Origin of the sequence: Streptomyces lunalinharesii (genome assembly GCF_039532155.1) — a bacterium.
Classification (GTDB): Bacteria; Actinomycetota; Actinomycetes; order Streptomycetales; family Streptomycetaceae; genus Streptomyces; species Streptomyces lunalinharesii.
Map to the genome: position 1 here is coordinate 120,998 of NZ_BAAARK010000021.1, position 21,562 is coordinate 142,559.

The following is a 21,562-nucleotide window of genomic DNA, read 5'->3' on the forward strand; positions in this document are numbered from 1 at the left end:
GGGAGGAGCACTGATGTGCGCCGTACGCCCCTGGGACGGGCCGGCGACCGCCCTGACGGGCGCGCGGGCGCGCACCGCGTCCGCGCCGTGACGTACCGCCACCGACCCGGCATCCGCCGCCGGTCGCACGCGGACACCGCCGCGCGTCCGCGTCCGCACGCTCAGTTGTTGTCGAACTCGTCCAGGACGGTCGCGCCCAGCTCGCGCACGATCAACTCGTGCCCGCTCAGCGCGGAGTCGACGAGGTCCGGGTCGTCCTCCGCCGGCATGTCGTACTCGATCGACATCGGGGGCTCGGGCGCGTACGCGGGCTCCGCGGCCGGGCTGCCCTGGCCGCCGGTGCCCGGCGCGGCGGACACCGCCTCGCGCGCCATCCGGGCCCCCTGCCCGCCGCCACCACCGGCTCCGCCGCCGCCCGTCCCGTAGGAGTCGGGGGCCGCCGGGGCGCTCTGCCGGGCCGGGGCCTGCGGCGGGGGCTGCGGTGCGCCGCCACCGCCGCCGAAGCCGCCCCCGCCGCCGCGGGCACCGCCGGCCGGCGGATTGGCGCCACCGGACGGGTCGACGATCGCCTCGACCCGCCACTGCACCTGGAAGTTCTCGGCGAGCACGTCCTTGAGGACGTCCTCGCTGCCGCCGTTGGCGAAGCTGTCCCGGGCCCCGGCGTTGGGGAAGCCGATCTGCAGCGTGGTGCCGTCGAAGCCGGAGACCTGGGCGTTCTGGCTCAGCAGGATCCAGGTGAAGCGCCGGCGGCCCTTGACCGCGTCGAGGATCTGCGGCCAGAGCTGCCGGACCTGGGCCGCGCCGCCGGACAGCATCCCGCCGCCGGCCACCGGCTGCCCGGGCCCCGCGGGAGCAGGGGCGGGCGCCCCGCCGGGTGCGCCGGCGGCCGGCGCGGGCGCGCCCCCGCCGGTCCCGGACGCCGTCGGCGGTGCGGAGGCCGCCGGTCCGCCCTGTCCCGGGGTCGCGGCCGACGGCCAGCTGCCGGGCTGCCGGGCGCTCTCCCCCGGGCCCGCCGACGCACCGTTGCCGGCGTTACGGGTGCCACCGGGCCACGCTCCGGGCCGCGCCGCGCCGCCCTGCGGAGCCGCCGCCGGCCCGGCCCCCTGGCCGCCCGGCGCACCGCTCCGGACCTCACCGGGGGCGCCAGCACCGGCGTCCGCAGCGGGTCCGACGGCCGCGGGAGCTGCGGGAGCCGCGGGTCCGGCAGCCGCCGCGGGAGCCTCGCCCGAGGCCGGTCCGCCCGTCGTCCCCCGCACCGCGGCCCGCGCCGCCGCCGGGCCGGTCGGTCCGCCGGCCGGCATCGGCGGATGGGCCTCCGGGCCCGGCGCGTAGCCCACCGAGGGCCCGCCGGACTCCAGCACCGCCCCACCGGGGCCGACGCCGCCACCACCCGCGGGCCCCAGCCCGCCACCGCCCAGCGCCGCGGCCGCCGCCCCGGCGCCGATCCCGCGCTCCAGGCGGTCCAGCCGCGCCTGCACCGACCGTTCGTCGTCGTACGCCGCAGGCAGCAGCACCCGGGCGCAGATCAGCTCCAGCTGGAGCCGCGGGGACGTCGCCCCGCGCATCTCCGTCAGCCCGGCGTTGACCAGGTCGGCGGCGCGGCTCAGCTCGGCCGCCCCGAACACGGACGCCTGCGCCGTCATCCGCTCCACGACATCGGCCGGGGCGTCGATCAGCCCCTTCTCGCCGGCGTCCGGCACCGCCGCCAGGATCACCAGGTCCCGCAGTCGCTCCAGCAGGTCGGCGACGAACCGCCGCGGGTCGTTCCCGCCCTCGATGACCCGGTCGACGACCTCGAAGGCCGCCGCCCCGTCGCCGGCCGCGAACGCCTCCACGACGGAGTCCAGCAGCGATCCGTCCGTGTACCCCAGCAGCGACGTCGCCATGGCGTACGTCACACCGTCCGCACCGGCACCGGCGAGCAGCTGGTCCATCACCGACATCGAGTCCCGCACCGAACCGGCACCGGCCCGCACCACCAGCGGCAGCACGCCGTCCTCGACCGGGCTCTCCTCCCGGCCGCACACCTCCGCGAGGTACTCGCGCAGCGTCCCGGGCGGCACCAGGCGGAACGGGTAGTGGTGCGTCCGCGACCGGATCGTCCCGATGACCTTCTCGGGCTCCGTGGTCGCGAAGATGAACTTCAGGTGCTCCGGCGGCTCCTCGACGACCTTCAGCAGGGCGTTGAACCCCGCCGAGGTCACCATGTGCGCCTCGTCGATGATGTAGATCTTGTACCGGCTGCTGGCCGGCCCGAAGAACGCCTTCTCCCGCAGCTCGCGCGCGTCGTCGACACCACCGTGCGACGCCGCGTCGATCTCGATCACGTCGATCGAGCCGCGCCCGTTGCGCGCCAGGTCCACGCAGGAGTGGCAGGTCCCGCACGGCGTGGGAGTGGGACCTTCCTCACAGTTCAAACAGCGCGCCAGGATCCGCGCGCTCGTCGTCTTGCCGCAGCCGCGCGGCCCGCTGAACAGGTACGCGTGGTTGACCCGGTTGTTCCGCAACGCCTGCTGCAGCGGGTCGGTCACGTGCTCTTGCCCGATGACCTCGGCGAAGGTCTCGGGGCGGTAGCGGCGGTACAGCGCGAGGGACGACACGCATACGACGATATCGGGCCCCACTGACAACCGGACCGCCCCCGGAACGCAAGCGCCCCTCACGCACCCGCCAGAGCCGACCTACCCTTGCTGCCTTCCGGCCCTGGGGGAGTTCAGTCAGATAGCGCCACGTGAGGGGCTGGGCCCCACATTAGCGGATCCCCACCCCAAGAAACGACCCGGCCCTCCCCCGGCCTCCCCTCGCGCCCCCTCCCCCGGATCGTGTTCGCGAGCACTCCCCAACGTCTTGTATTGTTTGCGGCGGAGGATTCGCCTAGTGGCCTAGGGCGCACGCTTGGAAAGCGTGTTGGGGGCAACCCCTCACGAGTTCGAATCTCGTATCCTCCGCCATTGCTCTCACCGGGCAATACGTCGAAGGGCCCCACCGCTTGCGGTGGGGCCCTTCGGCGTTCCGCGGCCCCGGTCGGTTCGCCGGGCGGGGACTTCTCGTGTGGTGGGGCGGGGTGTGGGGGTCAGTGGAAGGGGGCCGTGCGGTCCAGGTGGCGGTAGACGGCCAGGGACCAGCCGGCGTCGGTGGTGGCCACGGCTACGGGGGCGGGGGTGCCGAAGAACTCCTCGCAGGCGCGCAGCACGCCGGGGGACTTCGGTGGTGTCGGGCGGGAGGCGTCCGCGTAGTCGTCGAGGACGAGGACGGCGCCGGGTGACAGGCGCGGTACGCAGGCGCGCAGGCAGGTGAGCGTCGAGGCGTACCGGTCGGCGTCCACGTAGCCGAACGCGATGCGTGCCGGCAGGTCGTCGGGGAGTGTCCGGTGGAACCCGCCCTCGTGGATGACGGGTTGGGGCAGTCCCCAGGTGTCGTGCAGGCCGCGCACCTCGGCGGTGCGGGCGGCGCATTCGCCGGCCGTCGGGTGGGCGTCGTCGTGTTCTTCGGCGGGCGGCAGGCCCTGGGAGGCGTCGTAGGTGTGGATCACCCGGTCCGAGGAGCCCTGGACCTCCAGGACGGCGCGCATCCAGGCGGTCATGCCGCCGCGGAAGCAGCCGAACTCCACCACCGCGCCGGGGACGCCGGTGGCCACCACGCGCGACAGTTCCCGTTCCACCACCGGCATCCGCCCGCGGTTGACGGTGCGCGGCTGCTCCCCGAGCAGGGCCTCCCGCAGTGCCCCACGAACGTCCGTCATGTCTCACCGAACCTCTCCGCCATAGGGACGTGCCGCCGTCCGACGCCGGGCGGGGCACGGTGCTCACTCGGCATGCATGGACCGGGGGACGCGCGCAGAAACGCGCCGACCGGGGTGGGGTGGGGTTCCGTGGGGGCGCGGACGGGGTCGTCTTGAGGTCTTGAGGAGTCGTAGGCTGGAAGGGGCCGGGTGATCCGGCCGGGTCGACCGGTCGGAGGCGCGGGCCGCAGGGCCGGAGCGTCGGGCGACGGAACGGTGTGACCCATGGCAGTGGCCTACGAGCGGATCGCGGACGAGCTCCGCACGGCCATCCGGGCGGGTCGGCTGGGGCCGGGGGACCGGTTGCCGGCCGAGACCAGGCTCGCGGAGCGGTTCGGGCGCAGCGTGCCGACGGTCCGGGAGGCGCTGCGTGCGCTGCAGGACGAGGGGCTCCTGGAGAAGCGGCACGGAGTGGGGAACTTCGTGCGTCGCCGGCGCACCCGCGCGCGGCGCACCAACCTGCGGCACCAGTGGGAGAAGGACCGGGCCCGCGCGCCCCTGGAGCGGCGGGCGCAGACCGGGGCGACCGAGCACGACACCGGGCTGCACGTCGACGACCTGGTCTTCCGGGCGCGCTACCGCGAGGTCGCCGCGCCCGCGGCCGTGGCGGAGGTGCTCGGCGTGCCCGAGGGCACGGTGCTGCTGGAGCGCAGTTACCGGACCCGGTGCGCCGCCGAGCACGCCCCGTTCAGCCTGGTCACCTCGTACCTCGTGCACGACGTGATCGCGGGCAATCCCGCGCTGCTGGACGAGCGCAACGAGCCGTGGCCGGGTGGCTCGCAGAGCCAGTTGCACTCCGTCGGGATCGAGGTGGACCGCGTCGAGGAGCACGTCACCGCCCGGCCGCCGGCGCCGGAGGAGGCCGACGAGCTGGAGCTGCCGCCGGGGACGTCGGTGCTGGTGCTCCGGAAGGTCTCGTACGCCACCGACGGCCGCGTCGTGGACGTCTCCGACGTCATCCTGCCCGGCGACCGCACGGAACTGGTCTTCACTACTCCCCTGGAAAGGTGGTGAGCCGTGCGTCGGCGCATCATCATCGTCACGGCCGTCCATGCCCCCTCCGCGCCGTACTTGCCGGACGCCCACGCCTCGCTGCGGCAGCAGGAGCTGCCCGACGGGTGGGACTGGCAGTGGGTGATCCAGGAGGACGGCACCGGTGCCGAGGTCGCGCCGTACGTGCCGGACGATCCGCGGGTGTCCTTCCGCCAGGGGCGGCCCGGTGGGCCGGGGGTCGCGCGGACCATCGCGCTGGCGCGGGCGGAGGGCGAGTACGTCAAGGTGCTGGACGCCGACGACCAGTTGACGCCGGGTGTGCTCGCCCGCGACCTGGCCGCCCTGGAGGCCGATCCGGGCCTCGGCTGGGCGACCTCGCGGGTCCTGGACCTGCTCCCGGACGGTTCGACGGTCGAGTTCCCGGGGGATCCGGCGCCCGGGGCGGTCGAGCGCGGCGCGGTCCTCGACTTCTGGAAGGCCCACGACTACCGGGCGCCGGTGCACCCCGCTTCGTTGTGCGTGCGTCGGGACCTGCTGCTCGCGTTGGGGGGCTGGATGGCCCTGCCGGCCTCCGAGGACACCGGGTTGCTGCTGGCGCTGAACGCGGTGAGCCGGGGCTGGTTCTCCTCCGAGGTGGGCCTGCTCTACCGGAAGTGGCCCGGGCAGGTGACCGGTCAGGCGTCGCACACCGACGCGGGCGAGCGGGACGCCCGGATGGCCGTCGTGGAGGCTCGGGCCCGCCAGTTGGCCGGTTTGGACTGGCGCTATCCGGACGGTCGCTGACGGGTTTCGGCCGGGTCCGGTCGAGGGGTGTCGGTGCTGGCCAGGGGCCGGTTCCGGGGCGGTCGAGGGGCACTTGCCGTTCGTCGGGCGCTCTCGTAGCGTCATGGTCATGTCTTCCGTCCGGCTCCGCCCTCCGCCGTCCGAGACGCACCTCGTGCCGCCGCCGTGGACACCGCTGCTGCTGGCGTCCCGCTGGTGGGTCCGCCACGGGTGGGGCCTGGGGTTGAAGCGGTTGATGCTGCGCGAGTGGCTCGACGTGGGGTTGCAGCAGAACCCGCGCCGCGATCGGGTGGTGCGCACCCGTTACGGGTTCCGCGTGCGGGTCGGCACGACGGAGGACCTGATCCAGCGCTCGATCCTGGTGCACGGGTGTTGGGAGCCGCACGTCAGCGCGTTCATCGCGGGGCGGTTGACGCCGGGTGCGGGCCTGGTGGACGTCGGGGCGAACGTCGGGTACTACTCGCTGCTCGCCGCGCAGTTGGTCGGTCCGCAGGGCCGGGTGGTCGCGGTCGAGCCCGCCCCCGACACCCACGCCGCGCTGCGGGCCAACCTCGATCTGAACGGCTTCTCCCAGGTGCGGACGGTGCGGTGCGCCGTCACGGCGGAGCCCGGCGAGGTGCGGCTGTTCGTGCCGCACGCGGGGAACGTGGGCGCGACGAGCGTGATCGAGCCCGAGCGGCACACGGCGGAGCTGCGGGTGCCGGGCCTGCCGATGACCGAGGCGGTGACCGAGGAGGAGCTGCGGCAGGCCCGGATCATCAAGATCGACGTCGAGGGGGCCGAGGGGACGGTGCTGGCCAGCCTGGTGCCGCTGCTCGACGACCTGCCGGCGGACTGCGAGATCGTGGTGGAGGTCAGTCCGGACCGGTTGGCCGCCTGCGGGACGACCGCGGACGAGGTGCTGGCGCCCTTCCTCGCCCACGGCCTGCACCCGTACCGCCTGGTCAACTCCTACATGCCGGAGGACTATCCGGTGATGTTGCGGCGGCCGCGGCCACCGGTCCGGGTGCGCGGCCCGGTGACCGAGCAGATGGACCTGGTCCTGTCCCGGGTGGACGCCGAAGCCCTCGCCTGACCGGTCCGCTCCCGCGCCGCCGGGCGTCAGGACGTCGTGCGGGCCGGCCGTCGGTCGCGGTCGAACGGCAGGTCCAGCATCCGGATCGCGTTGCCGCGGAGCAGCTTGTAGGCCACGTCCGCGGGGAGGTGGCCCACGTGGTCGGCGGCCACCTCCTTGGTGTGCGGCCAGGTGGAGTCGACGTGCGGGTAGTCGGTCTCGAAGGTCGCGTTGTCCACCCCGACGGTCTCGATCGCCTCGACCCCGTGCTTGTCGCGGAAGAAGCAGCAGAAGATCTGCCGGTAGTAGTACGTCGACGGCGGCTCCGGGACGAGGTCCTTGACCCCGCCCCACGCCCGGTGTTCCTCCCAGACGTCGTCGGCCCGCTCCAGGGCGTACGGGATCCAGCCCATCTGGCCTTCGCTGTACGCGAGTTTGAGCCGCGGGAACTTCACCAGCACGCCGCTGAACAGGAAGTCCATCATGGAGGCCATCGCGTTGTTGAAGGAGAGCGACGCCTGTACGGCCGGCGGGGCGTCCGGTGAGGCGGCGGGCATCTGCGACGACGACCCGATGTGCATGTTCACCACCGTCCCGGTCTCCTCGCAGGCCGCGAAGAACGGGTCCCAGTAGCCGGAGTGGATGGACGGCAGGCCCAGGTAGGTGGGGATCTCGCTGAAGGTGACCGCACGGACGCCGCGGGCGGCGTTGCGGCGGATCTCGGCGACGGCGAGGTCGACGTCCCACAGGGGGATCAGGCAGAGCGGGATCAGCCGGCCGCCGCTGTCGCCGCACCACTCCTGGACCATCCAGTCGTTGTAGGCGCGGACGCAGGCCAGGCCGACCTCCTTGTCCGCGGCCTCGGCAAAGGTCTGGCCGCAGAACCGGGGGAAGGTCGGGAAGCAGAGCGACGCCTCGACGTGGTTGACGTCCATGTCCGCCAGCCGGGCCTTGGGGTCCCAGCAGCCGCGCCGCATCTGCTCGCGGGTGATGCCGTCGAGCGTCATCTCGTCGCGGGAGAAGCCGACGGCCGCGATGATGCGCTTGTACGGGAAGAGCAGCCCTTCGTACTCCCACCAGTCGGTGGTCTGGCCTTCGGGGTCGGTGGTGAAGCGGTACTTCCCGCCGACGTACGCCAGCTCTCCGATGCCGGCGGTGAACGGTTTGGGGCCGCGGTCGCGGTACTTCCGCGGCAGCCAGGTCTCGAAGAGGTGGGCCGGCTCGATCACGTGATCGTCGACGCTGATGATCCTCGGAAGCTCCGCGGTGCCGCTGGTGCCGGTGTTGCCGCTGGTCACGCTTTACCCCCAACTGCCGTGCCGGTGAGTCACGCCGGTCCGGAATCTGACGACCCATCAGTTCGGAGGTTAGGAGGTCGCCCCCGCATGCACAAGGGAGGACCGGAAACTCGACCCCTTGCGCGAACGCCCGACCTCCGCTGAACTGACGCACCATCAGAAACGTGGCTCCGCAGGCACACCAGGCAACTGAGAGGGGCAGCTCGCATGCACACGATCTGGCTCACCGGCGCCGAATGGCTCGCCGTCCTCCGCATCGGTCTCGGGCTGTGGTGGCTGGAGAGCTGGCGCCACAAGGACAAGAAGAGCTGGTTCGCCGGCGGCGGCATCGAGTGGGCCGCCGGGGTCGCGGCCAAGCACCGCTGGACCGTGGTCCGCACCGGCTTCGACCGCGTCGTCAAGCCCCGGCCGCGCCTGATGGCGTACCTCGTCGCCTACGCCGAACTCGCCCTCGGCCTCGGCCTGATCGTCGGGCTGCTGACGCCGGTCGCCCTGGTCGCGGGGCTGCTGCTGAACCTCGTGTACTTCGTGCTGATGATCCACGACTGGGCGGAGCAGGGCCAGAACCTGATGATGGCGTTGGTCTCCGCCGTCGGCTTCTTCGCGCTGTGCGGGCAGAGCTGGTCGCTGGACGGGGTGCTGGGGTGGTTCTCGTGAGGGGGCGGGCGCGTCCGCCGGCACTTCGCTGAGGGGGGGGTGCCGGCGGAGCCGGGCTAGAACCAGCCCGCCGCCTCGGCCGCCGCCACCGCCGCCGCCTCGGCCGCGTCCGCCGTGCGGTTCAACGCCTCGTCGCGGCCGCCCGCGGCCCGGGCGGCGGCCGCCCCGGCGACCTTGGCCGCCGCGAGCGCGGCGCGGTGGGCGCGCTCCGCGAGGTCGCCGGACCCCGCGCGGTCCTGCGCGGCCTCGGCCGCGTCCGCCGCGGCCGCGGCGGCGTTGCGCGCGCACCGGGCGTCGGCCGCGGGGTCGAGCGGCAGCTCGGGCAGCCGCGCGAGGGCCTGCGCGGACAGCCGGACGGCGTTGGCCGCCTTCGCGGCGGGGTCCTTGGGCACCGCCTGCGCGGCGTCCTCGGCGATCCCGGCGTAGCGGCACATGGCCGCGGCGCGGTCGACGGCGCTCCGGCCGCGCGCCGCGTGCTGCGCGCGCAGCGCCTGAGCGGGGTCCGCCGGCGCGTCGAGGCGGGTGGTGCCCGTGGGGGATGCGGTGTCCTGCGGCTCGCTCTCGCGCGGTGCGCTCATGGCCGTCTCCTCGTCCGTCGCGCCCGGGTCGTGGGCGCCGGCAGGGTGCCACGTCGGCCGCGAAGACGCCAGAGCGTTGCGGGGGGGGCGACCCGCGCGGCTACTTCTTGCCTTCGAACAGTTGCGCGTACAACCCGGCGCGGAGCAGGAGTTCGGTGTGGGTGCCGGATTCGACGAGGTCGCCGTCGTCGAGGACGAGGATGTGGTCGGCGGTGGCGGCCAGGTCGAGGTCGTGGGTGATGACGACGGTGGTGCGGCCGGCGGCCAGGCGGTGCAGGGGGCCGAGGATGCGTTGGGCGGCGAGGGTGTCGAGGCCGGTGGTGGGCTCGTCCAGGATGAGGACCGGGGCGTCGCGGAGCATGGCGCGGGCGATGGCGATGCGTTGCAGCTGGCCGCCGGAGAGGGCCGCGGTGGCGGGGGCGATGACCGTGTCGTAGCCGTCCGGGAGGGCGGCGACGAAGGAGTGGGCGTCGGCGGCCCGGGCCGCCTGCACCACTTCCTCGTGGGTCGGGGCGGGGTCCTCGCGGCCGCAGGCGATGTTCTGCTCGATGGTGTCGTGCAGGACGAGCGTCTCCTGGGGCAGCAGGGTGACGTTGCGGCGGAGGTCGGCGAGCGGGAGGCGGTCGACCGGGATGCCGTCGAGGCGGACGGTGCCGGCGTCCGGGTCGTAGAAGCGCAGCAGCAGGGCCGCGAGGGTGGACTTGCCGGCGCCGCTGGGGCCGGTGACGACCAGGAACTGGCCGGGGTGGGCGGTGAAGGAGAGGGCGTTGACGGCGTTGTGGTGCGGGGAACTCGGGTAGCGGAAGGTGACGTCCTGCGCGGCGACCTCGCCGTGGGCGCGCTGCGGGAAGGGGGTGGTGCGGGCCGGTTCCGGGTCGGTGACCGCGGGGCGGGCGTCGAGGACCTCCAGCAGGCGGTCGCCGGCGGCGGTGGCCGCGGTGGCGGTCAGGCCCAGCTGGCCCAGGGAGCGGATCGGCGGGTAGAGGTAGCCGATGAAGGCGGCGAAGGCCAGCAGCTCGCCCAGGGACATCCGGCCGGCCGAGATCTCCCAGGCGCCGAGGCCGATGATGGCCAGCACGCAGAGCGTCTCCAGGACCTCGATGAGCTGGGTGTAGAGGGCGTTCAGGCGGGCGCTGGCGACGGAGGCGCGCAGCCAGCGGCGGGCCGCCCGTCCCAGGCGCTGCTCCTCGTCGTGCTGGCGGTTGTACGCCTGCGTCAGCACCACGTTGACCAGGGTCTCCTCGACGACCGAGGTGAGGGCACCGTCGGCGGCCCGCTGGCGGCGGGAGACCTCGCGCAGCCGGTTGGTGAAGCGGCGGGTGGCGGCGAAGAAGATCGGCGCGGCGACGAAGGTGGCGAGCGCCAGTTCCCAGCGCAGCCAGAGCGCGGCGGCGCCGTAGAAGAGCGTGCTGAAGACGGCCGCGCAGGCGGTGACCATGCCGGTCACCACAAGGTGTTCGATGGCGTCGACGTCGCCGGTCAGCCGTTCCAGCAGGTCGCCGCGGCGGTTGCGTTGGAAGAAGTGCGGCGGCAGCGTCTGGAGGTGGGTGAAGACGCGGGCGCGCAGGCGCAGCAGGAAGCGTTCCGCGGTCCAGGCCGCGACGGAGTTGCCGAGGTAGCCCACCACCGCGCCGAAGACCGCGACCCCCAGCCAGATGCCGGCCGGGTGCCAGAAGGCGCTGACCGAGCCCTTCGCCAGGGCCTGGTCGGTGAGTTGGGCGAAGATCAGGATCGTGACGGTCTCGGCGAGGGCGGAGAGGATCGCGCACATGATCACCAGGACGAGCCAGCGGCGATCGCCCTGAGTCAGCGGCCAGAAGCGCCGGAACGCCTCCACCGGGCCGACGTGCCGGGTCACGATGGGCACCTCGTCGGTGGGCAGCTGGGCGAGGAGTTCGGTGCCCGCGGGGTGCGATCCCGGCCGCGGCGCGGTGGGGTGCGCTCCGGACCGTGCCCCGGAGCGCGGGGCGTCGAAGGGCGGGGCGTCGAAGGGCGGGGCGGGCGGTGGGGCGTCGGTGAGGATGGCCGTCCTCGGCCCGCGCCCGCGGGACGTCGTCGCCTCGCGGTCGGTGGCCGCCCTCGGCCCGCGTCCGCCGTTGGACTTGGCGCCGCGGATGCGGCGTGAGCTGCGTAGATGCATGGTCACTGGGTGCGTGCGGACGGGCCTGGTGAACCGTGGCACGGCAGCCCACGAGGCCGGCCCGCATGTCCTACGCGAGCCCGCCTCGGGCTGTGTATCAGGTCACTAGGCCCGACTCACATGTCTTGTCAGTGGTCGTCAACTGTCGTGCAGGAACCGCGACAACAGGTCAACTGGCTTGCTGAATCGGTGACAACAGATGATGACAACGGATCAGGTCAGAACCTACCGATGACGAAGAAGCCGCCGCGTCCGTAGCCGCCGCGTCCGTAGCCGCCGTAGCCGCCGCGTCCGTAGCCACCGTAGCCGCCGTAACCGCCGCGTCCTCCGTAGCCTCCGCCGCCCCAGCCGCCGCCGCCGTGCCGGCCGCGGTCGTCCCAGCGGTTGCGGGGGAAGCATGCCCTGAAGGTCATCTCTGCCTCCTGTGATGGGATGTCGCCGCGGCTTTCCGGACCGTGCTCTGGTGGCGATTCGGTGCGCCCGTCGGGGTGTTCCCCTGTGGGTCGTTCCGGCGGTTTGTGCTCGCCGCGACACTTCCGACACTACGACGGACCTCGGGGAGCAACAAGTCCTTTTACGTGAAAATTCAGGCATTTCGGGCGCTTCACTGTGGGTGGCGGGGCGTTCGCACGCGGTCCACGCGATGCGGCCTCCGGCCCGAAGTCACCGCACGGAAGGCGTCGCACGCGCAGCGCGCACAGCACACAGCGCACACAGCACCGCGGCACGGGTGAGGGCGAGGGCGTCGGCGCCGGCGCCGATCAGGGCCTCCTCCGCATGAACACCCCCTCCTCCGCATGAAGGAGGGGGTGGCGGCCGGGGTGGACGTGCCGGTTCCCGCGGCGTGCCCGCCGTCGGACGGCGACCCGACGCACGGGTACGGGCACGGAGGCGGGTGCGGGTACAGATACGGGTGCGGATGCGGATGCGGATGCGGGTACAGATGCGGGTACGGATACGGGTACCGATGTGAACGACGCTGACGGATCCGGGAACAACGGTCGGCGATGTGCTGTGGCCGGTGGGCCACTTCGCGCGCTTCGCCCACTTCGCCCGTGGCTGATTGCCGGCGTACGCCCGCCCGCCTGCGGCTGCCGGGCCGGGCGGTTGACGGGGCGTGGTGCGGCAACAGGGGCACCGGGCCGTGGCGTTGCCGTGGCGCGCGCGGTGCGTCGGCCTCGACGTGACGTGACGTGACGTGGTCGCGGGCGCCGCCGCCCCCGGCGCGAGCGGCCCTGTCCACCCGTCAACTCACCGCAGGTGACCGGGAACTGACGGACTTACGACACGGCCCCCGGAGCCGCCCGCCCGCTGCCGGCCGACGACGTCTTCGCGAAGCATGGGCCGCCACCGGCCGACCACGGACACCGGCAGGCACCGGCAGGCACCGGCAGGCGCCGGCCGTCCTCGCGCACCTCGGCCGGAACCCGGAACGCACGAGCGCACGTGCGGGCGCCGCCCGGGGAACGCCCGCGCCGCACCTCACTCGCTCGCTGCGGCCCCCCGGCCCCGCTCCGTCACCACCCCCGCCCGCTTGTACGTGCGCAGCAGCAGGGCCGCCTCCGCGGCCGTGACGCCGTCGAGCGGGGCGAAGACGCGGGCGGTGAAGGCGTGCAGGTCCTGGGCGGAGCGGTGGCTGGAATACCCCTGCACGTTGCTGTGGCCGGTGGTGAGGACGAGGTGGCGGACCTCGGGCTCGCGGGCCAGCCGGCGGACCGCGGCGTCCAGCGCCCGGTGCTCGACGGTCAGCCGGAAGCGGGCCTCGGCCGGGAAGCCGAGGACCTCCGGTTCGGCGTGCAGCCGCAGGTGCAGGATGTGCGAGTCCATCAGCCGGGCCAGCCGGCGCCGGGCGGTGGTCTCGCCGACGCAGAGTTCCTGCGCCAGGCGCGTCATGGGGGCACGGGCGTCGCGCTCCAGGAGGGCCACCAGGCGCCGGTCGAGTTCGTCGATGGCCGGCGGCGGGGGCAACTCCCCGCCCGCCGCGATCCGGCGCCGGGTCGCGGTGGGCTCGTCCCCGTACGGGTCCCAGTCGGTGGCGGTCAGCAGCAGCCGCAGCACGACCGCGGTGTGGATGCCGGTGACGCCGGGGATCCGGGCGATCGGCCCGTCGACGAGGGAGAGCAGCTGGTCCGGGCCCGGCACGATCATCTCGGCGACCACCTCGGACGCGCCGGTGGCCACGTCCACCGCGCGCACGTCCGGCCGCCGGGCGAGCGCCTGCGCCGTCTCGTGCAGCCGGCCGGGGGCGCAGCGCACCGCGAGTTCGACGACCAGGCCCTCGCCGAGGTGTTCGGGCACCAGGAAGGCCGTGAAGCGGACCAGGCCCGCGGCGATCAGCCGGTCCAGGCGGCGGGCGACCGTCCGCTCGTGCACGCCCAGGCGCGCCCCGACGTCGGCGAAGGCGGCGCGCGGCTCGCGGGCCAGGAGGCGGATGACGGCATGATCCAGCTCGTCCAAAAGCTCCGCGGCGCCCGCCGTGATGTCTGAATCCACCGATGATCACCTCTGGGATGCGGGTTTCGGGCCACCTGAGGGTCACATATGGACGAGGGTACGGCGTGCCGGCCACATTGATGCCCTGTTTCCACCAGCGACGATTTTCCGCCACCCGGCGGTCCGCCGCGGAGGCTCCTCGCCCCGGCCGCACGGCTCCCCGCCGCGCGCCCTCTTGAGAACAGGTGCGGCACCGCCATGACCGAGCCAGGAACGACCCTCGACCCGACCCCGCCCGCCGGATCCCGCGCCGCCGCGGCCACGGCCCGCGCGACCGGCCGCGGCACGGTCCCCACCTCCCCCGCGATCGTCCTGCTCTGCCTGGTCCTGGTGGAGCTGTCCAGCGGGGTCACGCAGGGCTTCCTGGGCCCGCTGCTCAAGGGCCTCACCTCGACCCTGCACGTCACGGTCGCCGACCTGAACTGGATCAGCGTCGCCAACCTGCTCGCCAGCGTCGCCTTCACCCCCGTGCTGTCCCGCCTGGGCGACCTGCACGGCCACCGCCGCATCCTGCGCTGGAACCTCGCGCTGGTCCTCGCCGGCTCGGTCCTGGTCGGCGTCAGCCGGTCCTTCGGCCTGCTGCTGGTCGGCTCGGTCCTCCAGGGCGCGTTCGCCGGCTTCTTCCCGCTGCTGGTGGGCATCCTGCGCAACCGCGGCACCGCCGAGCAGAACCGGCGCGGCATCAGCGTGATGGTCGCCGCCCTGGTCGCCGGGCTCGCCCTCGGCACCGTCGCCAGCGGCCTGATCGCGCAGTTCGTGGCCCGGCCGACGGCCGCCCTGTGGGTGCCGGCCGCCGCGGTGTCCCTGGCCCTGGTGGTGACCTGGCCGTTGCTGCCGGAGAGCGCCGACCGCCCCGGCGGGCGCACCGACTGGCTGGGCGCGCTGCTGCTGTGCACCGGGTTGGTGGCGCTCATGCTCGCGCTCGGTCAGGGCGGCTCCCCCGGCTGGGAGTGGGCCTCCCCCAAGACCCTCGGCTGCCTCGCCGGCGGCCTGCTGGTGACGGCCCTGTGGGTGCGGGTCGAACTGCGCACCGCGGAGCCGGTGATGGACGTCCGGCTGTTCCGCCGCCGCAACGTCGTGGTGGTCTCCGTCGTCACCGTCACCTTCAGCTCCTGCATGCTGGGCCTGCTGGTCGCCAACCCGGTGTTCCTCGGCACCTCCCCCGCCGAGGCCGGCTACGGGCTCGGGCTCGCCCCGTTGGCCACCGCGTTCGCCCTGCTCCCCAACATGCTGGCGCTCGTCGTGGGCGCCCTGCTCGCCCCCGCCCTGGCCCGCCGGATCTCCGACCGCCGCACCCTGGTCACCGGCTCGCTGCTGATGGCCGCCGGCAACCTCGCCACCTTCGCCTGGCACACCTCCCTGGTGCCGTACCTGGTCTTCACCGCGGTCGTCGGCCTCGGCAGCGGGCTGCTCCAGCACTCCACCCGGACCCTCGCCGTCGAGGCGGTGCCGCACGACCAGACGTCGGTCGGCTCGGGCATCAACGAGCTGCTGATCAACGTCGGCGGTTCGCTGGGCGCCGCCGTCGTCCTGTCGGTCTTCGCCGCCGAGACCACCGCCGGCCACCAGCTGCCCGCCGAGTCCGCGTACACCCACGCCTGGCTGCTGTGCACCGTCGTCTCGCTGGCGGGCGCCCTGCTGGCGCTGTTCTACCGCCAGCGCCACGATGCCCCCGCGCCCACCGCCACCGCCCGCTGACGCCCCCGACCGCCCCGCCCGGAAGGACCCCTCGATGACGGCGACCACCGCACCCCGGCCCCTCGACCTCACCGCCCTGCACCACCGCACCCGCGAGACCGTCACCGCCCACCAGGACGACGTCATCGCGCTCAGCCACAGCCTGCACGCGGAGCCGGAACTCGCCTACGAGGAGCACCGCTCCGCCAAGAAGATCGCCGACCTGGTGGAGCGGGCCGGTTTCGCCGTCGAGCGGGGCGTCTGCGACCTGCCCACCGCCTTCACCGCCACCGCCGGCTCCGGCGAACTGGTGATCGGCATCTGCGCCGAGTACGACGCCCTGCCCGGCATCGGCCACGCCTGCGGCCACAACGTCAACGGCGCAGCGGCCACCACCGCCGCACTCGCCCTCGCCCCGTTCGCCGACGAACTCGGCATCACCGTCAAGCTGCTCGGCACGCCCGCGGAGGAATCCGGCGGCGGCAAGGCCGACATGCTCCGCGCCGGCGCCTTCGACGACGTGGCCGCGGCGATGATGGTGCACGCCGCGCCGACCGACGCCGTCGGCATGACGTCCCTGGCCATCAGCAGCTGGGAGGTCGCCTACACCGGGCGCACCGCGCACGCCTCGGCCGCCCCGCACCGCGGCGTCAACGCCGCCGACGCCCTGATGATCGCCCAGGTGGCCATAGGCGCCCACCGCCAGCAGATGGTCCCCGGCGGCGTCGTCCACGGCATCACCACCTCCGGCGGCGAGGCCCCCAACGTCATCCCCGGCCGCACCACCGCCGCCTACGACTGCCGCGCCGAGACCGTCGAGGACCTGCGCGAACTCCAGTCCCGCATCCGCGCCTGCTTCGAGGCCGGCGCGCTCGCCACCGGCGCCGAACTCACCCTCACCCCGGTCGGCAACGACTACGCCGACCTGCGCCAGGACCTCGACCTGACGGCGTGCTACCGCGCCGCCGCGACCGCCCTCGGCCGCACCGTGCCGCCCCGTGACCCGTCGCTGCGCGGCGGCTCCACCGACATGGGCAACGTCTCCCACGTCGTCCCCACCATCCACCCGATGATCGGCTACGACTGCGCCGACGCGCTCATGCACAACCCGGAGTTCACCCGCTACGGCACCACGGCCAGCGCCGACCGCGCCCTCCTGGACGGCGGCCTCGCCATGGCCTGGACCGCCCTGGCCCTCGCCCAGGACGAGGCCCAACGCGCCCGCCTGCTCGCTCACTTGGCGGCCCGGCGCACCCCCTGACCACCGGCAGCCGCCGGTTGGACGGCAGCGGCGCGGGGGCTCCCGTCCGCTGCCCCGGGGTGGGCGGAAAGCAGGCCGCCCACCCCGACCCCACCGTCCCCTAGTCGGGCGTCTTCACCACCACCCCGCTGAACCCCACCGCCCCCTCGGTCACCTTCGGACAACGCGGCCCCGTACGGCTCACCACCGGCAGGAAGAGCACCGGCCGGGCCGACCACTCCACCCACACCCCACCGCAGTTGAGCGCCAGCCCGCACGGCTCTCCCCGGTGCAGCGCGGCGATGGCCCCCACCCGCCCGCCGCCCTCCAGCCCGTTCGCCACGCGCCGTCGCGCCCGCCCGGTCAGCCCACCGGCCGTCCTGCGCGCATCCGCCCCGATCGCCCGCGCCGCCTGCGCCGGGCTCCCTACGGCGAGCGACGCCCACGACGCGACGACGTCCGCGTCCAGCGACCGGTACACCACCCGCTCGCACCAGATCCCCGGCGTCCCCACGCCCCGCGTCACGCCGCCACCTCCCACGATGCCGGAACCGGCCGCGCCACCAGCGCGTACGTGCATCCGTCCGCGTCAACGACCGTCAACGCCACGGCACTTCCCCCCGCCAGCGCGTGCACCGCCCCGCCGAACTCCCCCGCACCGTCCAGCCAGGCCCGCACCCCGCCCTCGTACGGCGCGCCTAACTGCTGCGCCACGTTGACGGCCCGCCGCCGGACCCACCCCACCGCCCGCCGCGGCGACGACGACGCCAGCCCGCCCAGTTCGATCGCCACCCCGTCCGGGCACCGCACCGTGACCTCCGCCCGGTACCTCATTCCGTCCCCGCCGCGGCCACCGCAACCGTCAACTCCGCCCACACGACCTTTCCGATGCCGTCCGGCACCACGCCCCAGCCACTTGCCACGGCGTCCACGAGCCCCAAGCCACGCCCACATTCCGCGTCCTCCTCCACGTCGTCGTTCAGCACCGGTTGCTCCGCGCTGCCGTCCCGCACCTCCAGCCGCAGCCGTTCGCCCGAGAACACGAACCGGACCCCGACCCACGCCCCGTCCTCCCCCTGCGCCCGCACCGCATTGGCGACCAACTCGGACACCAACAGCTCGGCGACACCGACGAGTTCCCCCACCACGCCCCACCGCCTCAACTGCCGCCGCAACTCCCTCCGGGCCCAGCCGGCACTGCGGGGCTCGCTTGGTATGCGGTAGGTGACGGATGCCGAGACGGCGGGGGCAAGTCGGGCAACTACGGGCCGAGCGCGTGTGGACATGGCTATCCCCTTGGAGCGCATGACGGAGCTGCAAGATCACCCGACGGTGAGCACATCAACACGTCGAGTGACTGCGGGACTAGACTGCTCCGGACGACTCCAGATTGCAACCGACCAATTGGAACTTGTCCCAACTCGACTCGCAGGGGCTACTGTTCTGCGTACGCACACGTCGAGAGGGGGGCCTCATGGCCGGGACGCAACCGCCGGTGTGGCGGCGCCGCCTTGCTGCGAAGCTGGTCGAGTTCAGGGAGCAGGCAGGGAAGACCCCAGAGGAGGCCGCCGAGCGCATCGGTTGCCACCGCACGAAGATCAACAGGATCGAGAACGCCCGCCTCGGGATCTCACTGGGCGAGCTGCGCGACCTGCTGACGTACTACGAAGTGGACGACCCCGCCGAGGTCGACGGCATGGTGGAGTTGGCTCAGCGACGCCGCGAGCCCGACTGGTTGCGCCGTGCGGCTCTCGTACGACCCTCGATAAGGGACCTCGTCCACTACGAGGAGACCGCTTCGTGCATCAGGTCGTTTCAAGGCGTCTTGATCACAGGGCTGCTACAGACGCCAGACTATGCACGCGCCGTACTCTCCGCCCGGCCGTCCAACCTCGGGGAGGAAGGGGTGGAAGCTCTCCTGGAGGCCCGCATAAGGCGGCAGGCATTCCTGGAACGAGCAGACCCGCCCCGCCTGTGCGTGATTGAGAGCGAGGCCGCACTACGAGTCCAAGTAGGCGGCCGGCAGACGATGCGTAAGCAACTGGATCATCTGGAGACCATGGCCAGTAGAGACGGAATCGAGCTGCGGGTCATTCCCGACCGAGCTGGGGCACACGCAGGGCTGAACGGTTCGTTCGTGCTGTTCAACTTCCCGAATCCGGCCTACCCCGAGGTGGTTTCAATCGAGCACCGCACAGGGATGGCGTACATGGAGACTCACGAGCAAACGTCCGAGTATGCCGTGATCTTCGACGCGCTTCAGTCAGTCGCCCTGAGCCCTGAAGACAGCCTGGCCTTGACCGCCAAGGTGCGCAATGAGCTATAGCAGCGGAACCGTAGAAAGGTATCGAGCGATGGGCATACCGAACGCCGAAACCTACGTGTGGCGCAAGAGCAGTTACAGCGACACCGGGGGCGACTGCGTCGAGGTCACCACTTGGCACAAGAGCAGCCACAGCAGTTCCACGGGCGAGTGCGTCGAGGTCGCCACTTGGAACAAGAGCAGCCACAGCGGTTCCCAAGGCGAGTGCGTCGAGATGCGGCGCAACACCCCGGGAACCACCGCCATACGCGACAGCAAGAACACCTCAGGCCCGCACCTGACCGTGGGCGCCGACGCCTGGGACTCGTTCCTCACCTCACTGAAGGACGACGCGTCCGCGACCGTCTGAGAACGCACCGGAAACGGTGCCACCGGAGCCCTGGACCCACCGCGGTCCGGGGCTCCACCGCTACCCAGCGGTGCGCCACGTCCCCGGCCGGACTCCCACCACACGCAGGCCGGGAACGAGCCGGATGTCTCGGGCCACTTGGGCCACCGCATCCAGCAACGTCGGCGCCTCGACGTCGCAGCTCAGTTCTCTCAACTCGGCCGCGCCGGGGTCGTGCAGCGGGTACTTCCCCGGGTCCGAGGGCCCGAGCACGTACGAGACAGACCCGTCGGCAAAGGCGTCGCAGTGGTCGAAGACGTCGGCCTGCTCAGGCGTGAGGGCCTGATTGAGGCGGAGGGTGAAACTCCACTCGGGCACGGCGTGGAGTTCCCTTCCATGCTGGTGGTTGCTGACGAACCGGTCGATGCGCTTGGCCTCATTACCGGGGTTGCGCGCCACCGTAATCCGCCGGACCCGACTCGTTCCCCACGTTCCCCGTGATCATCTACCCGACAACGCGCATACGGGCGCCGCGTCATGGACCGGGCACCTCCAGCCGTCCTACCGTCCTCATGACGGCAGGGGTGGCCCTGCATCCGAGGAGGGGAACCATGACGCGTGCGGACCTGACCCGCCTTACCGGCAACGCCGGCGGACCCCACTGTGACGACGACGACTGCCCGAACGTCTACCGGACCGGGAGCGGTTCCTTCGTCGTTCAGGGCTCGGTTTCCGCGGCCTTCGCTCCCCCCGAAGGGGAGGGCCTGGTGGAGATTCCGGAGCGCGTCCTGAGGGAGGCCGTCCGTGCTCTTGGATGGTGAGGATTGGCGCAACTTCTTTGACGCCTTCGCACGGGAGGCATGGCGGTTCGAGGCACAGCCCACGTACACCATGCCCAAGGAGCAGGAGAAGGTTGTCCGTTTCCTTGAGGGCGAGACCAAGCCCCCGGATCACAATGCCCGTTGGCACGAACGGGTGCGGGGATACGTCGAGTCCGGCCGGCGCGTCGGCCGGGTACGCATCGTGCGCCATCCGCTCACCGACTACCAGCGCTACCAATTCGCGTGGGGAATCCCCGGCAACATCGCGGCCGGGGAGGACATCCGCGTCTTGGACGTCACGCGAGAGGACTACGACTTGCCGCTCTCCGGGCGTGACTGGTGGATGTTCGACGGGTTCCGCATCGCCCACCTGAATTTTCGACCGGACGGCACCCAGATCAATCGTGAAGTGTACGAGGGCGACCCAGCTCCTTACCGGGAGTGGCGGCGAATCGCCCTGGCGCATGCTGTGCCCTTCGAGGAGTACGTGAAGGGCCTTGACGTTTGACCCACGACAGCTGGGCCAGTCAAAGGCTGACCTAGCGGAAGCACTCCGCATCATGCGTAAGCGAGCCAGCCGTACGCAGGTCTGGCTCGCTCGGCGCTGCAACATGTCCCAGACCAAGCTCAGCAACATCGAGACCGGGCGCATCACACCGGGACTTGTGGATGTCGAGTTGATTCTCAGCGCCCTCGACGCACCCCCAGAACTCGTGGCGGAAATGGCGGCCCTCGCCCGACTCGCCCACACGGAATGGCAGGGCAAGCGCGCGTCATGGCGCCGGGGCTTGGAGAAACGCCAAGCAGAGCTTGCCGGCCTGGAGGCCGAAGCCACGACGCTCCGCTACTTCCTTCCCGCCATGGTGACGGGGCTCCTGGCCACTCCGGAATACATCAGGGCCAGCCTTGGCCACGCGCCAGTGGACGTGTCCAAGACGGTGGCCAGGAAATTGGAACGGCAAGCCGTACTTCACGACCGCACAAAACACTTCACGTTCCTCCTGACGGAACAAGCGGCGCGATGGACCGTGGTCCCCCGTGCGGCGATGGCCGTACAGATCGATCGCCTCGTCTCGCTGTCCCGCCTCCCGAACGTGCGCATCGGCGTCATTCCGTTGGGAAGATCCGTCGGCCGTGGCCCACTGAACACCTTCACGATCTACGACCGCCGGCTGGCGACCGTCGAGTCCTTCACGGGGCGCATCGTCTTCCAGGACGCCCGCGACATCACCGAACACCTTGAAGTGTTTGGCCTGTACGAGAACCAGGCACTATTCGGCGATGAGGCCAGGATGGCACTCGACGAATGGGCCGTCGCCTACCGCTCGTAACCGCCTACCCCATAACGCGCATATTGCTGGGAACTCGCCGCATCCCGAGGAATCATGGTCACTGT

Annotated in this window: 22 protein-coding genes, 1 tRNA gene and 1 other RNA gene; 12 read left to right on the plus strand and 12 right to left on the minus strand. The window is 72.6% G+C overall.

The window, feature by feature from the left end; translation table 11 throughout:
- Nucleotides 1-161: 161 nt before the first annotated feature.
- Nucleotides 162-2,600, minus strand: coding sequence for a DNA polymerase III subunit gamma and tau (locus tag ABD385_RS27565; protein WP_344581045.1), 2,439 nt, complete (start codon nt 2,598-2,600; stop codon nt 162-164).
- Nucleotides 2,601-2,645: 45 nt separating this feature from the next.
- Nucleotides 2,646-2,744: signal recognition particle sRNA small type (gene ffs / locus ABD385_RS27570), an RNA gene on the minus strand.
- Nucleotides 2,745-2,863: 119 nt separating this feature from the next.
- On the opposite strand from ffs, the gene ABD385_RS27575 reads away from it, so the two are divergent.
- Nucleotides 2,864-2,951, plus strand: a tRNA-Ser gene (locus ABD385_RS27575).
- A 122-nt stretch (nt 2,952-3,073) separates the two neighbouring features.
- Here the strand turns inward: ABD385_RS27575 and ABD385_RS27580 are convergent.
- Nucleotides 3,074-3,742 carry a TylF/MycF/NovP-related O-methyltransferase gene (locus tag ABD385_RS27580; RefSeq protein WP_344581049.1) on the minus strand — a complete coding sequence of 223 codons (669 nt, stop codon included), beginning with the start codon at nt 3,740-3,742 and terminating at the stop codon, nt 3,074-3,076.
- A 264-nt stretch (nt 3,743-4,006) separates the two neighbouring features.
- Between ABD385_RS27580 and ABD385_RS27585 the strand changes: the two genes are divergently transcribed.
- From ABD385_RS27585 to ABD385_RS27595, 3 genes are all read left to right on the plus strand, one after another.
- Nucleotides 4,007-4,795: a GntR family transcriptional regulator gene (locus tag ABD385_RS27585; RefSeq protein ID WP_344581052.1), complete on the plus strand. Its 789-nt coding sequence runs from the start codon at nt 4,007-4,009 to the stop codon at nt 4,793-4,795.
- A gap of 3 nt (nt 4,796-4,798) precedes the next feature.
- Entirely contained in the window at nt 4,799-5,557 is a 759-nt protein-coding gene (locus ABD385_RS27590; protein ID WP_344581054.1) for a glycosyltransferase family 2 protein, read from the plus strand.
- Between the two features lie 109 nt (nt 5,558-5,666).
- Nucleotides 5,667-6,632, plus strand: coding sequence for an FkbM family methyltransferase (locus ABD385_RS27595; protein WP_344581056.1), 966 nt, complete (start codon nt 5,667-5,669; stop codon nt 6,630-6,632).
- Nucleotides 6,633-6,658: 26 nt separating this feature from the next.
- Here ABD385_RS27595 and ABD385_RS27600 read toward each other — a convergent pair whose 3' ends face one another.
- A complete protein-coding gene (locus ABD385_RS27600) occupies nt 6,659-7,909 on the minus strand; it encodes an amidohydrolase family protein (RefSeq protein WP_344581059.1) in 1,251 nt (416 codons plus the stop codon).
- 207 nt (nt 7,910-8,116) lie between these two features.
- Between ABD385_RS27600 and ABD385_RS27605 the strand changes: the two genes are divergently transcribed.
- A complete protein-coding gene (locus ABD385_RS27605; protein WP_344581061.1) occupies nt 8,117-8,566 on the plus strand; it encodes a DoxX family membrane protein in 450 nt (149 codons plus the stop codon).
- 56 nt (nt 8,567-8,622) lie between these two features.
- On the opposite strand, the gene ABD385_RS27610 is transcribed toward ABD385_RS27605, so the two are convergent.
- The 4 genes from ABD385_RS27610 to ABD385_RS27625 form a co-directional block, all read right to left on the minus strand.
- A complete protein-coding gene (locus ABD385_RS27610) occupies nt 8,623-9,144 on the minus strand; it encodes a hypothetical protein (protein WP_344581062.1) in 522 nt (173 codons plus the stop codon).
- A gap of 100 nt (nt 9,145-9,244) precedes the next feature.
- Nucleotides 9,245-11,284 carry an ABC transporter ATP-binding protein gene (locus ABD385_RS27615; RefSeq protein WP_344581064.1) on the minus strand — a complete coding sequence of 680 codons (2,040 nt, stop codon included), beginning with the start codon at nt 11,282-11,284 and terminating at the stop codon, nt 9,245-9,247.
- Between the two features lie 218 nt (nt 11,285-11,502).
- Entirely contained in the window at nt 11,503-11,697 is a 195-nt protein-coding gene (locus ABD385_RS27620; RefSeq protein WP_344581067.1) for a hypothetical protein, read from the minus strand.
- A gap of 1,069 nt (nt 11,698-12,766) precedes the next feature.
- The gene (locus tag ABD385_RS27625; RefSeq protein WP_344581070.1) at nt 12,767-13,777 is read right to left on the minus strand and encodes an Lrp/AsnC family transcriptional regulator; all 1,011 of its coding nucleotides are present in this window, start codon (nt 13,775-13,777) and stop codon (nt 12,767-12,769) included.
- A 198-nt stretch (nt 13,778-13,975) separates the two neighbouring features.
- On the opposite strand from ABD385_RS27625, the gene ABD385_RS27630 reads away from it, so the two are divergent.
- The gene (locus tag ABD385_RS27630) at nt 13,976-15,475 is read left to right on the plus strand and encodes an MFS transporter (protein WP_344581072.1); all 1,500 of its coding nucleotides are present in this window, start codon (nt 13,976-13,978) and stop codon (nt 15,473-15,475) included.
- A gap of 34 nt (nt 15,476-15,509) precedes the next feature.
- Nucleotides 15,510-16,715 carry a M20 family metallopeptidase gene (locus tag ABD385_RS27635; protein WP_344581075.1) on the plus strand — a complete coding sequence of 402 codons (1,206 nt, stop codon included), beginning with the start codon at nt 15,510-15,512 and terminating at the stop codon, nt 16,713-16,715.
- Nucleotides 16,716-16,815: 100 nt separating this feature from the next.
- On the opposite strand, the gene ABD385_RS27640 is transcribed toward ABD385_RS27635, so the two are convergent.
- From ABD385_RS27640 to ABD385_RS27650, 3 genes are read right to left on the minus strand one after another with little or no spacing between them, the layout of a single operon-like run.
- Complete coding sequence (locus tag ABD385_RS27640; RefSeq protein WP_344581077.1) at nt 16,816-17,220, minus strand: hypothetical protein; 405 nt, start codon at nt 17,218-17,220, stop codon at nt 16,816-16,818.
- Nucleotides 17,217-17,528 (minus strand): hypothetical protein, encoded by a 312-nt coding sequence (locus ABD385_RS27645; RefSeq protein WP_344581079.1) that lies wholly within the window; start codon nt 17,526-17,528, stop codon nt 17,217-17,219. Before ABD385_RS27645 ends, ABD385_RS27640 begins: the two co-directional genes overlap by 4 nt.
- Entirely contained in the window at nt 17,525-18,001 is a 477-nt protein-coding gene (locus ABD385_RS27650) for an ATP-binding protein (protein WP_344581080.1), read from the minus strand. Before ABD385_RS27650 ends, ABD385_RS27645 begins: the two co-directional genes overlap by 4 nt.
- 167 nt (nt 18,002-18,168) lie before the next feature.
- Between ABD385_RS27650 and ABD385_RS27655 the strand changes: the two genes are divergently transcribed.
- Nucleotides 18,169-19,020 carry a helix-turn-helix domain-containing protein gene (locus ABD385_RS27655; RefSeq protein WP_344581081.1) on the plus strand — a complete coding sequence of 284 codons (852 nt, stop codon included), beginning with the start codon at nt 18,169-18,171 and terminating at the stop codon, nt 19,018-19,020.
- A 28-nt stretch (nt 19,021-19,048) separates the two neighbouring features.
- On the plus strand, nt 19,049-19,366 hold the full coding sequence (locus tag ABD385_RS27660; protein ID WP_344581082.1) for a DUF397 domain-containing protein: 318 nt from the start codon (nt 19,049-19,051) through the stop codon (nt 19,364-19,366).
- Between the two features lie 60 nt (nt 19,367-19,426).
- Here the strand turns inward: ABD385_RS27660 and ABD385_RS27665 are convergent, their stop codons facing one another.
- The gene (locus tag ABD385_RS27665; RefSeq protein WP_344581085.1) at nt 19,427-19,804 is read right to left on the minus strand and encodes a hypothetical protein; all 378 of its coding nucleotides are present in this window, start codon (nt 19,802-19,804) and stop codon (nt 19,427-19,429) included.
- A gap of 152 nt (nt 19,805-19,956) precedes the next feature.
- Here ABD385_RS27665 and ABD385_RS27670 point away from each other — a divergent pair, with 152 nt between their 5' ends.
- Genes ABD385_RS27670 through ABD385_RS27680 form a run of 3 tightly spaced genes read left to right on the plus strand, consistent with a single transcriptional unit; the run spans nt 19,957 to nt 21,497 of the window.
- Entirely contained in the window at nt 19,957-20,166 is a 210-nt protein-coding gene (locus tag ABD385_RS27670) for a hypothetical protein (protein ID WP_344581087.1), read from the plus strand.
- Entirely contained in the window at nt 20,150-20,674 is a 525-nt protein-coding gene (locus ABD385_RS27675; protein ID WP_344581089.1) for a DUF6879 family protein, read from the plus strand. The genes ABD385_RS27670 and ABD385_RS27675 overlap by 17 nt, the downstream gene beginning before the upstream one ends.
- On the plus strand, nt 20,664-21,497 hold the full coding sequence (locus ABD385_RS27680) for a helix-turn-helix domain-containing protein (protein ID WP_344581092.1): 834 nt from the start codon (nt 20,664-20,666) through the stop codon (nt 21,495-21,497). Before ABD385_RS27675 ends, ABD385_RS27680 begins: the two co-directional genes overlap by 11 nt.
- Nucleotides 21,498-21,562: the final 65 nt, after the last annotated feature.

What these genes read in the sequence shown, in the direction of transcription:
- ABD385_RS27620 (WP_344581067.1), bottom strand. Translation starts at nt 11,697, where the DNA reads ATGACCTTCAGGGCATGCTTCCCCCGCAACCGCTGGGACGACCGCGGC.
- ABD385_RS27595 (WP_344581056.1), top strand. Translation starts at nt 5,667, where the DNA reads ATGTCTTCCGTCCGGCTCCGCCCTCCGCCGTCCGAGACGCACCTCGTG.
- ABD385_RS27635 (WP_344581075.1), top strand. Translation starts at nt 15,510, where the DNA reads ATGACGGCGACCACCGCACCCCGGCCCCTCGACCTCACCGCCCTGCAC.
- ABD385_RS27580 (WP_344581049.1), bottom strand. Translation starts at nt 3,742, where the DNA reads ATGACGGACGTTCGTGGGGCACTGCGGGAGGCCCTGCTCGGGGAGCAG.
- ABD385_RS27585 (WP_344581052.1), top strand. Translation starts at nt 4,007, where the DNA reads ATGGCAGTGGCCTACGAGCGGATCGCGGACGAGCTCCGCACGGCCATC.
- ABD385_RS27655 (WP_344581081.1), top strand. Translation starts at nt 18,169, where the DNA reads ATGGCCGGGACGCAACCGCCGGTGTGGCGGCGCCGCCTTGCTGCGAAG.
- ABD385_RS27670 (WP_344581087.1), top strand. Translation starts at nt 19,957, where the DNA reads ATGACGCGTGCGGACCTGACCCGCCTTACCGGCAACGCCGGCGGACCC.
- ABD385_RS27610 (WP_344581062.1), bottom strand. Translation starts at nt 9,144, where the DNA reads ATGAGCGCACCGCGCGAGAGCGAGCCGCAGGACACCGCATCCCCCACG.
- ABD385_RS27650 (WP_344581080.1), bottom strand. Translation starts at nt 18,001, where the DNA reads ATGCGCTCCAAGGGGATAGCCATGTCCACACGCGCTCGGCCCGTAGTT.
- ABD385_RS27630 (WP_344581072.1), top strand. Translation starts at nt 13,976, where the DNA reads ATGACCGAGCCAGGAACGACCCTCGACCCGACCCCGCCCGCCGGATCC.
- ABD385_RS27615 (WP_344581064.1), bottom strand. Translation starts at nt 11,284, where the DNA reads ATGCATCTACGCAGCTCACGCCGCATCCGCGGCGCCAAGTCCAACGGC.
- ABD385_RS27645 (WP_344581079.1), bottom strand. Translation starts at nt 17,528, where the DNA reads ATGAGGTACCGGGCGGAGGTCACGGTGCGGTGCCCGGACGGGGTGGCG.
- ABD385_RS27605 (WP_344581061.1), top strand. Translation starts at nt 8,117, where the DNA reads ATGCACACGATCTGGCTCACCGGCGCCGAATGGCTCGCCGTCCTCCGC.
- ABD385_RS27660 (WP_344581082.1), top strand. Translation starts at nt 19,049, where the DNA reads ATGGGCATACCGAACGCCGAAACCTACGTGTGGCGCAAGAGCAGTTAC.